The 15797-nt window shown below is 73.6% G+C and carries 11 protein-coding genes; 6 read left to right on the top strand and 5 right to left on the bottom strand.

Annotated features, from left to right (window positions below; genetic code table 11):
- Positions 1-91 precede the first annotated feature (91 nt).
- Entirely contained in the window at positions 92-1282 is a 1191-nt protein-coding gene (locus tag ABZ842_RS38225) for an acetyl-CoA C-acyltransferase (protein WP_361548298.1), read from the bottom strand.
- Between the two features lie 847 nt (positions 1283-2129).
- On the opposite strand from ABZ842_RS38225, the gene ABZ842_RS38220 reads away from it, so the two are divergent.
- From ABZ842_RS38220 to secD, 3 genes are all read left to right on the top strand, one after another.
- Positions 2130-3041, top strand: a complete 912-nt coding sequence (locus tag ABZ842_RS38220) for a S1 family peptidase (RefSeq protein WP_361548296.1) — start codon at positions 2130-2132, stop codon at positions 3039-3041.
- 178 nt (positions 3042-3219) lie between these two features.
- Positions 3220-3648 (top strand): hypothetical protein, encoded by a 429-nt coding sequence (locus ABZ842_RS38215; protein ID WP_361548294.1) that lies wholly within the window; start codon positions 3220-3222, stop codon positions 3646-3648.
- 290 nt (positions 3649-3938) lie between these two features.
- Positions 3939-6251 (top strand): protein translocase subunit SecD, encoded by a 2313-nt coding sequence (gene secD, locus ABZ842_RS38210; RefSeq protein ID WP_361548291.1) that lies wholly within the window; start codon positions 3939-3941, stop codon positions 6249-6251.
- Between the two features lie 54 nt (positions 6252-6305).
- Here secD and ABZ842_RS38205 read toward each other — a convergent pair whose 3' ends face one another.
- The 3 genes from ABZ842_RS38205 to ABZ842_RS38195 form a co-directional block, all read right to left on the bottom strand.
- Positions 6306-6806, bottom strand: coding sequence for a GNAT family N-acetyltransferase (locus ABZ842_RS38205; RefSeq protein WP_361548288.1), 501 nt, complete (start codon positions 6804-6806; stop codon positions 6306-6308).
- 67 nt (positions 6807-6873) lie between these two features.
- Positions 6874-7251: a VOC family protein gene (locus tag ABZ842_RS38200; RefSeq protein WP_361548285.1), complete on the bottom strand. Its 378-nt coding sequence runs from the start codon at positions 7249-7251 to the stop codon at positions 6874-6876.
- Between the two features lie 59 nt (positions 7252-7310).
- Entirely contained in the window at positions 7311-8075 is a 765-nt protein-coding gene (locus ABZ842_RS38195; RefSeq protein ID WP_361548282.1) for a siderophore-interacting protein, read from the bottom strand.
- 124 nt (positions 8076-8199) lie between these two features.
- Here ABZ842_RS38195 and ABZ842_RS38190 point away from each other — a divergent pair, with 124 nt between their 5' ends.
- Complete coding sequence (locus tag ABZ842_RS38190; protein WP_361548279.1) at positions 8200-10905, top strand: GNAT family N-acetyltransferase; 2706 nt, start codon at positions 8200-8202, stop codon at positions 10903-10905.
- 358 nt (positions 10906-11263) lie between these two features.
- Positions 11264-12742: a SpoIIE family protein phosphatase gene (locus ABZ842_RS38185; protein WP_361548276.1), complete on the top strand. Its 1479-nt coding sequence runs from the start codon at positions 11264-11266 to the stop codon at positions 12740-12742.
- A gap of 48 nt (positions 12743-12790) precedes the next feature.
- Here the strand turns inward: ABZ842_RS38185 and ABZ842_RS38180 are convergent, their stop codons facing one another.
- Positions 12791-14293 carry a hypothetical protein gene (locus ABZ842_RS38180; protein ID WP_361548273.1) on the bottom strand — a complete coding sequence of 501 codons (1503 nt, stop codon included), beginning with the start codon at positions 14291-14293 and terminating at the stop codon, positions 12791-12793.
- Positions 14294-14524: 231 nt separating this feature from the next.
- On the opposite strand from ABZ842_RS38180, the gene ABZ842_RS38175 reads away from it, so the two are divergent.
- Entirely contained in the window at positions 14525-15643 is a 1119-nt protein-coding gene (locus tag ABZ842_RS38175) for an aminoglycoside phosphotransferase family protein (RefSeq protein WP_361548270.1), read from the top strand.
- Positions 15644-15797: the final 154 nt, after the last annotated feature.

The raw sequence follows: 15797 nt of genomic DNA, 5'->3' as shown, positions 1-15797 counted from the left end.
CAGCCATCTGGCACAACCGGGCCAACGGAACACCGATCACCCGATCACTGATCGCCTACGACCACTGACCAAAAGCATCGGACTTACTCGTCTAGCGCTCCAGGACAAGGGCCAGCCCCTGCCCGACGCCGATGCACAACGTGGCCACCGCGGTGCCGGTGCCGGCCGCGGCGAGTTGGTGGGCGACGGCTCCGGTGATCCTGGCGCCGGACGCGCCGAGCGGATGCCCGACGGCGATCGCACCGCCGCGCGGGTTGACCACGTCCGGGTCGAGTCCGGGCCATTGGCTCAGGCAGGCGAGCGCCTGCGCAGCGAACGCCTCGTTGAGTTCGAGTGCCGTGACGCCGTCGAGGTCTCGGCCGGCCTTCTTCAAGGCCCGGTGGACCGCTTCCACGGGCCCGGCGCCGAAGTACTGCGGCTCGATGCCGGTGACGGCCGACGCGGCGATCCGGGCGAGCGGTTCGCGGCCGGTGGCGCGCAGCCCGTCCTCGTCGGTGAGCAGCAGGGCGGCTGCGCCGTCGTTCAGCGGTGACGAGTTGCCCGCGGTGACGGTGCCGTCGGCGCGGAAGACGGGGCGCAGTGCGGCGAGCGCCTCGGTGGACGTGGTGTCGCGAATGCACTCGTCCCTCGGCAGGTCCACGCCGGCGACCGGGACGACCTCCGCTTCGTACAGTCCGGCCTCCCAGGCGCGGGCGGCCTTGCGGTGGCTCTCCAGGGCGAAGGCGTCCTGGGCCGCGCGGTCGATGCCGTAGCGGTCGGCGACGAGTTCGGCGCCCTCGCCGAGCGGCACCGTCCACTCCTTCGGCATCGCGGGGTTGACCATCCGCCAGCCGAGGGTGGTGGAGTGCATCTCCTGGTGGGTGGCGGGGAAGGCCCGTTCGGGCTTGGGCACGACCCAGGGCGCCCGGCTCATCGATTCGACGCCGCCCGCGAGGGCCACGGAGGCGTCGCCGAGGGCGATGGCGCGGGCGGCCTGGATGACCGCCTCCATGCCGGAGCCGCAGAGTCGGTTCACGGTGACGCCGGGGACGGTGACCGGGAGTCCGGCGAGGAGCACGGCCATCCGGGCCACGTCGCGGTTCTCCTCCCCCGCACCGTTGGCGTTGCCGAAGAAGACGTCGTCGACGCGGGCCGGGTCGAGTTCGGGCGTACGGGACACCAGCGCCCCGAGCACCTCCGCGGCCAGGTCGTCGGGGCGTACGCCGCTGAGCGCGCCGCCGTGCTTGCCGATCGGCGTGCGGACGGCGTCGACCACGTAGACGTCGCGGAGGCGGTCGGTCATCTCGGGACTCCTCGCGGAAGAAGGCGGAAGAAGGTCGGGCGCGGCCCCGACGCGTACGGGCGAAATCGTCGGTCCGGGGCCCGCCCGGCCGGCTCCGTCCGCCGGGTGAACCGTCGTTCACCACCCGCCGACGAGTTTCGTTTCATGGTCCATTCATGTCAATGATCCAAGGGGAGGCGGGGTTCGGGCATCCAGCCATGGAGCCGCACCGCAAACGTCGATATCCGGACATGGATCTCCGGTCGACAAACCATCACGCTTCACCCAACGCCCTCGCCGCGACCGAGCCAGCGTGTCGAACGGGCACCGTCGAGCCGCCCCGCACGCCCCTTGAGGGACGGGCCCGCCGCCGCATTCCCCAGGGCGCCGGACCGACGCTCCGAGCCGACGGGCGCCCACCGGTGCCGCATCGAAACCCCGTACCGCGCCACACACCACTTCGCGCCAGCGGGCGCCATTCCCGCCACCGCACTGAACTGCCAGGACGCCCTCGACCTCCGGGCGGTGCGACGACCGGCGCCCACCCGTGCCCAACCCGTCACTACTGATCCACCGTTCAGTCGCCGACGGATCACGGCCATCCCCGCCCGCCGCCTCCGCATCGTCACCGCACCCACCCCTCCCGGCCCGGGCGTTCACCGGAAAGGGTCTACACCACTGCTGAACGCGCGTAGAGCGACCGAAAGACGTCCTTGCCCCGGGTCGATCCGGAGTCCAGGATTCCAACCACGTCGATTGACAGGCACATGACCGAAAGCGAAGGCGGTCGGTCGCACGGCACGACCGGAATCGGCGTCCATTGCGGACCCGCCCCCAACGGGTCCCGAACCCCACCGGAGGACGAGTAGTGAAGAAGCGCACTTCCCCCCACGGCGTTTCCCGGCGCGTACGACTGCTGGCCGTCGCAGCGGGCCTGGTCACCGTCACGGCGCTCGCCGCTCCCGCCGCCGTGGCCGAGACGGGCACCGACGCGCGCGCCACCGCCACGCAGCTCGCCCAGGCCAGCGAGGCCGTGCTCGACGCGGACGTGGCCGGCACCGCCTGGTACACCGACGCCGAGACCGGCAAGCTCGTGGTGACCGTGGACGACAGCGTCTCGGCCGCCGAGATGGCCACGCTCAAGAAGGCGACGGGCAAGCAGTCCGGCGCCGTGGAGGTCAAGCGCACCGCCGGGAAGTTCAACAAGCTCATCGCGGGCGGCCAGGCCATATACGCGGGCGGCAGCCGCTGCTCGCTGGGCTTCAACGTCCGCAGCGGAAGCACGTACTACGCCCTGACCGCGGGCCACTGCACCAACATCGCCAGCACCTGGTACACCAACTCGTCCGGGACGAGCGTGCTGGGCACCCGCACCGGGACGAGCTTCCCCAACAACGACTACGGCATCATCCGCCACAACAACGCGTCGGCCGCCGACGGCCGCGTCTCCCTCTACAACGGCAGCTACCGCGACATCACCTCGGCCGGCAACGCGAGCGTCGGCCAGTCCGTGCAGCGCAGCGGCTCCACCACGGGGCTGCACAGCGGCTCGGTCACCGGTCTGAACGCCACGGTCAACTACGGCAGCGGCGACGTCGTCTACGGCATGATCCAGACCAACGTCTGCGCCGAGCCCGGCGACAGCGGCGGCGCCCTCTTCTCCGGCTCCACCGCCCTCGGCCTCACCTCCGGCGGCAGCGGGAACTGCCGCAGCGGCGGGGTCACCTTCTACCAGCCCGTCACCGAGGCGCTGAGCGCCTACGGAGTGAGCATCGTCTGACGCCGTACGCCCGGCTGACGACCGGCGCGGGCCGGTGGCCCCTCCCATCAGCGAGGGGCCACCGGCCCGCGCCGCATCGCCCCGTCACCACCGGCGACGACGGGGCGCGCTCCCCCGCACCCCCCGTCGTCGCCTACGCTGTGGCACGACGACGGGTCCGAGCAGGGAGGGGGAAGGCGTGCAGCAGCGCGTACGCGTGAGCGGCTTCACCCGGTTGCCCGCCCTGCTCCTCGGGCTCTGCGCCGCGCTCCTGGTGCTCCTGGGCGCCGCCCCGAGCGCCCGGACCGCCGTCGCCGCCGGTTCGGCCGTGACCACTCCGGTCGGCGCGAACCCCGTCGCCCCCGAGCGCGCCGGCAACGCCCAGCGCACCACGGTGCTGCGCCCGGACAGCCGGCGCGCCACCGGCACCACCGTCGACCGGGTCGTGGCGGCGGACACCGGCAGCCGGCCGCCGAGCGCACCGCCCGCAGCCGCACACCCCGCCTGGGCCCTCCCCCAGCCGCCGCTGCTGCGCGGCAAGCCCGTGGGGCCCCGGCAGGAGCGCGGCCCGCCGCAGCGCCACCAGGACTCCCGCAGCACCCGAGCGCCGCCCGCCACCGTTTCCTGAGCCGTGTCCCCGCGCCCCGTGCGCACCACGGCCCAGCAGCCGGCGCTTCGGCGTCCGCCGCGCCGTGCCCTTCGGCCCGAGCCCCGTGCTCGCGGGCCGCGGCAACGGTGACGGACGTCGTCCCGGCGCGTACCAGGAACCGCCCCGCCGCCCTTCGCGGCCCGGCGCCGGCTTCCCCGTACGCGCCCCGCGGCGCACGGAGCGAGGGGTGCGATCCCCGACGGCTCCCGTGCTCCGGTCCTTGACCGTCCGCAGACGCCCGGCGTCTGCGTGCTGCCCGTGGAGTCCCCTTGTCGCCCCGTGCCACGTCGTCTCGTGCCACGTTCTGGCGCGCGCTCGCCGCGCTCGCCGTCGTCGCCGTCTCCCTCTACGTCGCCCTGACCGTGTCGCCCCGCCTCGGGCTCGATCTGCGCGGCGGCACCCGCATCGTCCTGGAGGCCCAGGACTCGCCGACCGTCAAGGCCGACGCCGCGGCCACCGACCGCGCCGTGGAGGTGCTGCGGCAGCGGGTGGACGCCCTCGGGGTGTCCGAGCCCTCGCTCGCGCGCTCCGGCGACAACCGCATCGAGATCGAGCTGCCGGGGGTGCAGGACCCGAAGGAGGCGGCGGAGGTCATCGGCCGCACCGCCCAGCTCACCTTCCACCCGGTCACCGCGGCCTCCCCCGGACCCGCCGGCGCGCCCGCCGCCGACGGCTCCCGCGTGCTGCCCGACCCGGACGTGCCGGGCGGCTTCCTCGCGCTCGCGCCGCCCGCGCTCACCGGCGACGGGGTCAAGGACGCCGAAGCGATCCTCGACGCCCAGTCGGGCCGCGGCTGGACCGTCGACCTGTCCTTCCGGGGGAAGGCGGGCAACGACTGGGAGCGGATCACCGGGGAAGCGGCCTGCGCGGCGCCGGGCGACCCGTCGCGACGCGTCGCGATCGTGCTCGACGACCGGATCGTCTCGGCGCCCGGCATGGAGCAGAGCGTTTCGTGCGGCGCCGGCATCGCCGGTGGCTCGGCCCAGATCACCGGCGGATTCGACGGTGACGAGGCCCGGGAACTGGCCGCGCTGGTCAAGGGCGGCGCCCTGCCCGTGCCGGTCACCGTCGTCGAACAGAGCACCGTCGGCCCCACGCTCGGCGCGGACGCCATCAAGGCCAGCGCCTGGGCCGCGGTCATCGGCCTGGTCGGCACCGGGCTGTTCATCATCGCCGTCTACCGGCTGCTCGGACTGCTCGCCACGATCGCCCTCGGCCTGTACGGGCTGATCTCGTACGCCGCCGTCGTGGCCCTCGGCGCCACGCTCACCCTGCCAGGGCTCGCCGGCTTCGTGCTGGCCATCGGCATCGCCGTGGACGCGAACGTCCTGGTGTTCGAGCGGGCCCGGGAGGAGTACCTGAAGCCGACCCGCAAGCTGAAGCCCGATCTGCGCCGACCGTTGCAGATCGGCTTCAACAAGGCGTGGAGCGCGGTCGCCGACTCCCATGTGACCACGCTGCTCGCCGCTGGCCTGCTGTTCGCCTTTGCCATCGGCCCGGTCAAGGGCTTCGGCGTGACGCTCGCGATCGGCGTGCTGGCCTCGCTGGTGTCGGCGATGGTCATCACCCGGCTGTTCGCCCAGTGGGCGCTGGAACGCTCCTGGGTGCGCGAGCGGCCGAAGCTGACCGGCATCGCGTCCCGGGGCCGGCTGCGCACCCGGCTGGAGGCCCGCCCGCCGCGGCTGATGCGGCACCGCAAGCGCTGGCTCCTCGTCTGCGGCAGCCTGCTGCTGGTGGCGCTCGCCGGCATCGGGGTGCGCGGGTTGGAGTTCGGCGTCGAGTTCACCGGGGGACGGGTGGTGGAGTACGCCACCGAGCGCCCCGTCGACGCCGACACCGCGCGCAAGGCCGTCGCGGACGCCGGCTTCCCGCGGGCCGTCGTGCAGGCGTCGGGCGACAGCGGCATCTCGGTGCGCACCGGCGAGTTGAGCAACGAGGAGCAGCAGGAGATCCGCAGCGCGCTCGCCGACGTGGCCGGCGGGGCGAGCGTCGAACGGGACGACATGATCGGGCCCAGCCTGGGGAGCGAGCTGCGCACCCAGGCGCTGATCGCGCTGTCGGTGGCCGTCGCCGCGCAGCTGCTGTATCTGACGGTGCGCTTCCGCTGGACGTTCGCCGCGTCCGCGGTCGTGGCGATGGTGCAGGACGTGCTGCTGGTGGTGGGGTTGTTCGCCTGGCTCGGCAAGCCGGTCGACAGCGTCTTCCTCGCCGCGCTGCTGACCGTCGTCGGCTACTCGGTCAACGACACCGTCGTGGTGCTCGACCGGCTGCGGGAGCTGCGGCGTGCCTCGCCGCGGGGCGCGTGGCCGGACCTCGCGGACAAGGCGGTGGCCCAGACCCTGCCGCGTACGGTCAACACGGGCATGGGCGCGCTGTTCGTCCTGATCGCGCTGGCGGTGCTCGGCGGGGACTCGCTGACCGACTTCTCGATCGCGCTGCTCGCCGGCGTCCTCGTGGGGGTGGCGTCCACGGTGTTCACGGCGATGCCGCTGGCGGTGATCCTCCAGGGCCGCCGCCCCGAGCAGAACCGCCCGAAGGCCGCGCGGTCCAAGGAGCGCGACCCGTCGGGCGCCGTGGTGTGACGCGCCGCCCTGCCGGTCGCGCCCTGCGGTGCGGCCGGCGGGGCCCTTGCGGACTCACCTCATGGCGATGTCGAAGTGCAGTTCGGGGCGGTCCCAGGCCACCACGGGCGGGTCGGCGAGCGCCGTCCCGGTCCGTACGGCGCCCATGGCGCGGTAGAACCCTTCGGCGGGCGGGTGGGAGACCACCCTCACCCGGGCGAGGCCGGCACGCTCAGCTTCAGCGCGCATGTGGTCGATGAGCAGCCGGCCGACGCCGAGCCCCTGGGCCCGGTCGGCGACGAACATCAGGTCCAGCTCGGGCGGGTCGACGAGCAGGGCGTAGAAGCCGAGCGGAACCCCGTCAGCCCCCTCGGCCAGGTGGACCTCGTGGGCTTCGATGTAGTCGGGCCCCACGGCGACCCCGGCCACCATCGAGGCGTACCGCCCCTCGTACGCGCGGGAGCGGCGGACCATCGCGGTGAGTCGGCGGGCGTCGGCGGCGGTGGCCCGCCGAATCCGCGGGGGCTCGGGAGCGACCCGGGCGACGGAACCTCGCCCCGTCATAGGTGAACTCATGAAGTGAGTATTACACGCACCTGCGGGTGTCGATCACCCGAGCATCGATCGACCGGGCGTCGGCCGCTCAGGCGTCGACGAAGAGGCAGAAGGGGTGGCCGGCGGGGTCGAACAGAACGCGCACGTCACCTTGCGGCTGGTGGGCCGCCTCCCGGGCGCCGAGTGCGACGGCGTGCCCCACCGCCGCCGTCAGGTCGTCCACGCGGATGTCGATGTGCAGCATCTTCTGCTGCGCACCGGGTTCCTCGGGCCAGACCGGGGGCACGTAGTCCCGTTCGCCCTGGAGGGCCAGCCGGATCCCTTCGCCCCCGGGCGCCTGGATCAGCACCCACTCCGGCTCGCCGGCCCGCACTTCCCAGCCGAGCAGCCCCCGGTAGAAGTCGGCGAGGGCGTGGGCGTCGGCGCAGTCGAGGACGACCGTGGCGAGGGTGAGACGAGGGGGCACGCTGCTCCTTCGGTCGGGGACGTCGCACGTCCGCCCCCGACCGGACCGACCGGTGCCCGTCAGGCGGCCGGTCGCCAGTAACCCAGCGCGTTCACGCGGGTTTTGGGGAGGGCGAGTTCCTTGCGGATGTACGAGGCAAGGGTACGGGTCGTCACCGTGTCGCAGGCGATCCACACGTACGCGGTGGTCGGATCGCCAACCAGCGCGGGCAGCGCCGCCTTGACCTCGGAGACGAGATGGCGTCCGCCGTCGCGGCGGGGAACGGCACGCAGTTCGTGGCGCCCGGGGTCGAGCCGCAACGGCAGCCCCGCCACGTCGGCGCCTTCGCCCGCGTCGCGGGCGTCGCCTTCGCCTTCGTCGGCGGTCTCGAAGAAGATCGTCGCGGGGACGTCGGGCAGCGCGTCGAGCAGGGAGTTGATCGCGGGCAGGGACGCGGGGTCCCCGATGGCCACGATCCGCCGCGGCGGCGGGACGGGAGCGGTGAAGCCGGTGCCCTGGAGCGTGGCGTCGACGGTGTCGCCCGGGGCCGCGGCTCGCGCCCAGTCGCTGGCCGGCCCGTCGTGCAGGGCGAACTCCAGGCTGAAGGTGCCCGCTTCGGGGTCCGGGTCCACGAGCGTGTACGCGCGCTGGTGCGGTTTGCCCGCGTTGTCGAACCAGACGCGCACCCACATCGTGGGGTGGACCCCGCTCTGCGCCAGCATGCCGCCGTCCCGGAAGTGAACCCGGTGGTAGCACTCGGTCACCCGCTCCGAGCCGACCACCGTGAACTGGAAGTCCCTACCGCGCATCAGTTTGAGGACGACGCCCTCCCAGCCGTGTCCCACGTCTGACTCCTCCCCTGTGATTCATACCTGTTGATAGGCGTTTGTACGCCGAACACCCGTGCGTTAACTTAGGTCAGCCTAACCTAAATTTGGCTGGGATCTGTTGCTGAGGGGCGGGAAGAGTGTGAACGTCAAGATCTACCGTGACGCCTTGGGGGTGCCGCACCTGCGGGCGGACACCGCGGAGGAGCTCGCCTACGCGCAGGGCTGGAACGCCGCGGTGGACCGCGGGTGGCAGATCGAGGTCGAGCGCCACCGCTCCCAGGGCACCTCGGCCTCCTTTCTCGGCCCGGACGCCGTCGCCTGGGACGTGTTCGCCCGCCGCAGCCGGCTGGACGACACCGCACGGCGGTGCTTCGACCGGCTCGACGACGCCACCGCCACCTGGGTCACCCGCTATGTGGCGGGGGTGAACGCCGGCATCGCCGAAGGCGCCCGGCGCGCGCCCCAGTTCGCAGCCACCGGACTCGCCCCCCGGCCCTGGGAGCCCTGGGCGCCGCTGGGCATCTGGCTGAGCACCCACGTCCTGTTCGCCGGCTTCCCCACCAAGCTCTGGCGCGAGGAGGTGGCCCGCGCCCTCGGCGAGGGGGCGATCGAGCTGTTCTCCGTGGAGGGAGCGCACAGCTCGGGCAGCAACGGCTGGCTCGTCGGCGCCGACCGCACCGCCCACGGCGCCCCGCTGATCGCAGGCGATCCGCACCGCCCCATCGAGGACCCCGGGGTCTACCAGCAGGTCCGGCTCGCCTGCGACGCGTTCGACGTCGTGGGGCTCGCCGTGCCCGGAGTCCCCGGCATCGCACACTTCGGCCACGCGGGCTCGGTGGCCTGGGCGATCACCAACTCCATGGCCGACTACCAGGACCTGTACCGGGAGCGGCTGCGGAAGGCGCCCGACGGCTCGGGGAGCTGGCAGGCCCTCGGCCCGCGGGACTGGCGCCCCGTCAGCGTCCGCACGGAGACCGTGGAGGTGGCGGGCGCGCCCGCGGTGTCCGTCGAGGTGGCCGAGACCGAACGGGGCCCCGTCGTCGTCGGCGAACTCGGCGACAGCGACAGCGCTGGCACCGGCGACGTGCTGAGCCTGCGCACCCCGCCGCGGGTCACCGCGGAGCTGGGGTTCGCGGCGCTGCCGGCGCTGTTGCGGGCGCGGACGGTCGCCGACGTCGACCGGGCCCTGGACGGGTGGGTCGAGCCGGTGAACGTCGTCCTCGCCGCCGACACCGAGGGCGGGCTGCTCCATCGGGTCGCCGGCCGGGTGCCCTCGCGGCACCGGGACAACCTCCTGCGGCCCGTGCCCGGGTGGGAGCCCGCCCACGTCTGGCACGGCTGGCGCGCCAACCCGCGCACCGCCGTCGGGGCCTTCGCCGTCATGGCGAACGAACGCGGGCTCGCGGCCCCGCTGGGAGTGGAGTTCGCCCCGCCGCACCGGGCGCGGCGGATCCGCGAGCTGCTGCACGGCCGGCGCACCTGGACCGCCGAGGGCATGGCGGAGGTCCACCGGGACACCCGGCTGGACTCCGCGGCTCCCCTGCTGGCGCTGCTCGAACAGGTAGCGGGGCTGAGCAGCGGGGCCGAGCAGCTACGCGCCCGACTGCTCGCCTGGGACCGCCGGATGGACGCCGAGAGCGCCGACGCCGCCTGCTACGCCGACGTCCGCGCCGCGGTCGTCCAGCTGATCGCCGCCCGCCCCGAACTCAAGGCGCTCGCCGAGAACGTCGAGTCCCGCGCCTGTCCGGAGGCGATGCGGCCGTGGCTCGCCTTCCTGCCCCGTGTCGCCTTCGCCCTGGAGGGGCTGCTGACGAGCCCGGGGGCGTCGGTCCTCGCCCCGCCCGACCGGATCGAGGTCGTACGCACCGCGGTCGAGCAGGTCGCCGCGGACCACCGCGCCCGCCGCGCCGACGTGTCCGAGCCGACGTGGGGCGCCCGACACCGCCTCGCCCCCTGGAGCGCTCGCCCCGAGGCGGATGCGCCCGAGTGGCCCGGGGTGCCCGGCGACCACGACTGCGTGCTGTCCGCCTCCAGCGTGCCGGGCGTCACCGACCTGAGCACCCGCGGCCCGGCCGCCCGCTTCGTGTGGGACCTGGCGCGCCGCGACAACAGCCGTTGGATCGTGCCGCTCGGCGCGTCCGGCGTCATCGGCGACCCCCATCGGCGCGACCAACTCCCCCTCTGGCTACGGGGCGAACTCGCGCCCGTCGTCACCGACTGGAACCGACTCACCGAGGAGCACTTTTCCGCCATGTCCGCCGCATCTCCCACTCCCCTGCGCAGGGCCGTCCACGAGCAGTCGATCGACGGCTTCGGCCTGGTGCGCGTCCTCCCGCTGGACCCGACGGCCGACCTCGACCTCGTCCACGGCTGGGTCACCGCCGAGCGCGCCCGGTTCTGGGGCATGCAGGACCACACCCGGGAACAGGTGCGGGAGACCTACGCATACGTGGACTCCCTCACCACCCACCACGCCTTCGTCGTGGAGCGCGACGGCAGACCCGTCGCCCTCTTCCAGACGTACGAGCCGGCCGCCGACCCGGTCGGCGAGTGCTACGACGTCCGGCCCGGCGACATCGGCGTCCACCTGCTGATCGCGCCCGCTTCCGACCAAGTCCCCGGCGGGGAGCGGGGGTTCACCGAGGCGCTGCTCCAGGCACTCGTCGGCTACGTCTTCGGCGACCCGGCGCACCTGCGCGTGGTGGTCGAGCCCGACGCCCGCAACGACAAGGCCATCGAGCGCATGCTCAAGGCGGGCTTCGAAGCCGGCCCCGAGATCCAGAAGCCGGAGAAGGTGGCCCGGCTCGCCTTCCTGAGCCGCGAGCGGTGGGCGGCGCGCGGCTGAGCAGTGCCGTACGTCCGGGGTGCGCCGGGCGCTCGGGGCCGAAGGGGGCGCGCCGTCAGTCGTACGACCCGGCGCGCCCGACGCGCGGGCGGCCGTCGGACACCCATGCGGATCCGGACGATCGCACGGGTGTCTTCCCCGGGGCCCCCTTCCATAGGAGCGACCCCGCAGGGTACACATGTGCTGATCACCCCCCGGACACCGACCCGCACCGCCCATGGCATATGCCCCAGGCACCAGCTCGTCGAGTGTTGCCAAATGCCTTACGAGCCCTCGCTCCCTGTGCAAGAGTCGTAACGGCCCCTTGTTCAGACCGTCCCAGACCTGGCCCGAGGCCATGCCTGCATCGGAGTACGACATGTCGTCCCATGTGTTCGCGGACCGTTCCGGCGAGCAGCCGCCGCGGCGCGGGCCCCACGCGGGCCCGGTCGCCGTCGACGCCCTGATCAGCCGGACCCGGCGGCTGCGCGGCGATCTGGACGCCGTGCGCCCGGACGCCCCGGTGGACGAGGACGATCCGCACGTGCGCTGGCAACGGGCGCTGTGCGACCTGGCGGGCCATCACCTCGACGACCTCGGCGTCCAGTTGGACCAGCTGCGGCAGGGCCTGGACGCGGACGAGGATGCGTACGACCCGTACGACTTCCGCCCGGCCGGCGCCGGTGAGCTCTTCGACTACGAGGCCGACCACGCGCAGAGCTCCGGATCCCTGATCAGCCGGGTCGGCAGCGCGGAGTGGAACCTCCTCACTGACGGGGTGAACTGGTCCGACGAGCTGTTCGCCATCCTCGGCCGCCCGCTCGACAGCGGTCCGATGACCCTGGACGAGCTGCCGTCCGTCGTCCACCCGGACGACCAGGCGCTGCTGACCGCGCTGGTGACCGGCTGCCTGGTGGACGGCCGGCCGATCGACGGCGAGTTCCGCGTCGTGCGCTCCGACCGCCGGGAGCGCACGGTCCACATGATGGGCGAGCCGGTCCTCGACTCCGATGGGTCCACCGCCGCCATGTGGGCGGTGTTCCGGGACGTCAGCGCGTTGCGCCGGAGCGAGCAGGCCGTCCGCGACAGCCAGGAGACGCTCCGCCGCCAACAGCACGTCGAGCGCACCGAGCACCGTCTCGCGGTGGAGTTGCAGGAAGCTGTGTTGCCGCCGTGGCACGGCTCGCTGACCTTCCCGCTCGGCGGCCCCGCCGAACTGGACGTCGCCGCACGCTACTTCCCGTCCGCCAACAGCGCCCTGATCGGCGGCGACTGGTACGACGCGCTGCAACTGCCCGGCGGCGGCTCCCTGCTGAGCGTCGGGGACCTCACCGGCCACGGGGTGGCCGCGACGTCCTCGATGGCGATGCTGCTGGGCGCGCTGCGCGGCATGGCGGTCGCCGGCATCGAGCCCGCCCGGCTGATGGAGCACCTGAACCACCTGATGGAGACCGCCGCCCAGCCCACCCTCGGCAGCGCGGTGTGCTGCCGCGTCGACCCCGCGGGCCGCACCCTCACCTGGGCGCAGGCCGGGCACCCCGCCCCGCTGCTGTTCCGCGACGGGACGGGGCGCGCGCTCACCCCGCCGGACGGCGTGCTGCTCGGCGCCGCCTCCCGCCCCGAGTACGAGCAGTCCGAGGTGGACCTGCTCCCCGGCGACCTGCTGGTGCTGCACACGGACGGGCTGACCCGCACGAGCGCGGCCGACGCGACCGACAACACCCCCCTGCTGGACCTGGCGCCGCGGCTGTCCGCGGCCGAAACCGCGCAGGCGGGTCTACGGGCCGTGGTCGAACGCTTCGGTGGCGACGGCCGCGAGGACGACGCCTGCGTGATGGTCGTGAAGATCGGGTCCTGAGCCCCCTAGGGCCTTTCGCGCCCGCGCGAACCACGGCGCACGGACCCCTCAGACGAGGGGGGCGCGCGCCGTGCGCGACGGGCTGGACGGCATGGCCAGTGCGATCTCCTCCCGCAGTCCGTCGATGGCGTCGTACCCCTTGTACCGTCCGGTCAGCCGGTACATCTCGCGCAGCCGGTCCCAGGTGCGGTGCGAGGAGGTCTCCCCCATCGACGCCAGCGCGAGCCGGGCGTAGCGGTCGGCCTCCTCCGGGTCGTCGGAGATGAAGCAGGCAGAGGCCATCGAGATGTAGTCGAAGATCTTCGACCGCTGACGGCCGCCCTCGCGCAGTTCGAGCGCCCTCTTGGCGTGCCCCTGGGCGAGGGGCGCGGCCGAGGGGTCGTGCTCGGCGAGCGTGCGGTACGCGAGGGCCTGCATCCCGTGCAGGTCCGCCTCGTCGAACATCACCATCCAACTGGGTGGCGGCACGTCGCCCTTGTCGGAGACGAACAGGTCCTCCGCCTCCCCGAGCGTGCGCCGCATCGCCTGGCCGTGTCCCATCGACGCCTGGGCCCACGCCTCGATGGTGCACAGCATGGCCCGGGTGCGCGGCAGTGCCTGGTCCCCGGAACCGGACTTGGCGAGCTTCATCAGGTCCAGGGCCTCGTCGGGGCGCCCCAGGTGCACCATCTGCCGGGCGGCGCGCGACAGCGCCTCGCCCGCGCGCGGGCGGTCGCCGCCCTCGCGCGCCGCGTGCGCGGCGATCACGAAGTACTTCTGGGCGGTGGGCTCCAGGCCCACGTCGTGCGACATCCAGCCGGCGAGCACGGCGAGGTTGGCCGCCACGCCCCACAGCCGCCGCTGGAGGTGTTCGGGGTGGTCGAAGGCGAGCATGCCGCCCACTTCGTTGAGCTGGCCCACCACCGCCTTGCGCTGGAGTCCGCCGCCGCGGGCTGCGTCCCAGGCCCGGAAGACGTCGACGGACCGCTCCAGCGCCTCGATCTCCTGCGACCCGATGGGGGCCGCTTCGTAGCGGTCGTACCCAGCGGGGTCGGCGTGCAGGGGAGCGGTGGCGAAGGGGGAGTCCCGGACGAGTGCGGGGTCGGTGTGGAGCCAGTCGTACATGGCGCTGCTGAGTGCGGAGCCCGTGGCGAGCGCTGCGCCCGCGCCCACCAGCCCGCGTCGGTTGAGCATGAGGTCCATTCCCGTGAATTCGAGGAGGACCGCTGCCGTCCGGCCGGTCGGCCAGGAAAGTGCCTCCGGGTCCGCCGCGTGCTCGGCGGCCCGCGCGCGCCTTCCTCGGCCCGTTCGTCCGCTCCGGACGAAGCCCAGGTCCTCGGTGGTCACGACACGGCCGAGACGCTCCGTGAACAGCGCCGCCAGCACCCGCGGAACCGGGTCGCGCGGGGTCTCCCCCGTGTCGATCCACCTCCGCACCCGTGAGGTGTCGGTCGCCAGCTGCGGATGGCCCATGGCCGCCGCCTGCCGGTTCACCAGCCTCGCGAGTTCGCCTTTGGACCAGCCGGCCAGGCCGAACAGGTCGTTGAGGCGGGCGTTGGGTCCACCGGTCACGTAAGCCCCCAGGTTCTCGGCTGAGTTGACAGTAGCCCTCCGCCAGGGGCGTGGCGACTAATCGCCAGGGTTCGCCAGGGTCCGCCAGATGGTGTGCCACCCGCGCGCTGGTGTGACGTAGGAACGCGCCACCCCGGCCCGGCGACCGGCCACGTTCCCCAGGGCGTGAGGCTTCGCCGGGGCGGGGCAGCGCACGCAAATCCGTCGGCGCACGAAGGGATCAGTCACCCCATGCACGCAGCATCGTCCGCCGTGTCCGCCCCACCCCAGTCCCCGCGTTCCACCGCGGGGGTCGGCGCCGGGCCCCAGGTCAGGCGCTCCCCGCGGTTCCGGGGGGCCGCCGCCATGGTCGGCCTGCCGCTCAGCGGGAGGATCGACTTGTCCGGACCCCAGGGCGCACAGCTGAGGATGGCCGTCGCCTCGGTGCACCGGATCTGTCCGGAGTTCCGCCCGGTGCAGGTCCTGCGCCGCAGTGGCCGCTCGGTGCTGATCGTCGGGACGACCGGTCGCACGACGGCGGTCGCGAAGTGCCTGCTGGACCACTCGCCGGTGTGGACCGAACACTTCCGGCACGAAATAGCTGCATATCGCACCTTCGTTCGGCACCGGCCTCCGGCGCGGCTGCCGCGGCTGATCGCGGCGGACCCGGACAACTGCACCCTGGTGATCGAGCGGATGCCGGGGCGGGCCGCGGGCCTGAGCAGGCACCCGGTCGAGGCGCCGCCGAGGGCGGACATCCGGGCCGTGGTGGGGGCCGTGGTCCGGCTGAACGACTGGCGTCCGCCGGCTGGGCTGTTCGACGCGCCGCTGGACTACGCGTCACGGATCGCCCGCTACCACGAGTTGGGGCTGTTCACCGATCGGGACCTGGGCGATCTGCAGAAGTTGCTGCACGGGCTGGCCAACGCGGGCAGCCGCGGGCCGATCGGCGAGTTCTGCCACGGCGACGCGCTGCTCTCCAACATCCTGCTCTCCCCCACGGGGCCGGTGCTGGTCGACTGGGAGCACACCGGGTGGTACCTGCCGGGGTACGACCTGGCCACCTTGTGGTCGGTCCTCGGCGACGCGCCGGCCGAGCGGCGGTGGATCAGCCAGCTCGCCCAGCGCAAGGGCCCGGCGGCGCGGGACGCCTTCCTGGTGAACCTGATGCTGGTGTTGACCCGGGAGATCCGCAACTACGAGACCGCGGTCCAGCGGACCATGAAGGAGGCGCCGCCCGTGGGGGGCGGGGTGTCGACGACCCCCAGCGGTCTGTCGACGGGCGAGGAGCAGCGACTGCTGCTGCGCCGTCTGCACGACGACTGCGCGATGGCCCGGCGGGCGGTGCGCGCCGCGGTCGGAACGCGCTGAGGGCGGCGGCGGAAGGCTGCCGCGCGGTGGAAGGAGTGCCGTGGGGCCCGGGGTGTACCCCCCCGCACACCGGCCCGCCAGGCGGGCGCCCCCCGGGGGGGGGCGCGCCCCGGGCGAGGCGGGGTATCGCGCCCAACCCGGGTGGCCGGCCGCC

It is taken from the genome of Streptomyces sp. NPDC047315, from assembly GCF_040643215.1.
Classification (GTDB): Bacteria; Actinomycetota; Actinomycetes; order Streptomycetales; family Streptomycetaceae; genus Streptomyces.
The sequence above is the reverse complement of the archived record's forward strand: the minus strand, read 5'-3'. Positions and strand labels throughout refer to the sequence as shown.

Coding starts and splice junctions, on each gene's coding strand:
- ABZ842_RS38225 (WP_361548298.1), bottom strand. CDS start 1,282: ATGACCGACCGCCTCCGCGACGTCTACGTGGTCGACGCCGTCCGCACG.
- ABZ842_RS38205 (WP_361548288.1), bottom strand. CDS start 6,806: ATGAGTTCACCTATGACGGGGCGAGGTTCCGTCGCCCGGGTCGCTCCC.
- ABZ842_RS38185 (WP_361548276.1), top strand. CDS start 11,264: ATGTCGTCCCATGTGTTCGCGGACCGTTCCGGCGAGCAGCCGCCGCGG.
- ABZ842_RS38175 (WP_361548270.1), top strand. CDS start 14,525: ATGCACGCAGCATCGTCCGCCGTGTCCGCCCCACCCCAGTCCCCGCGT.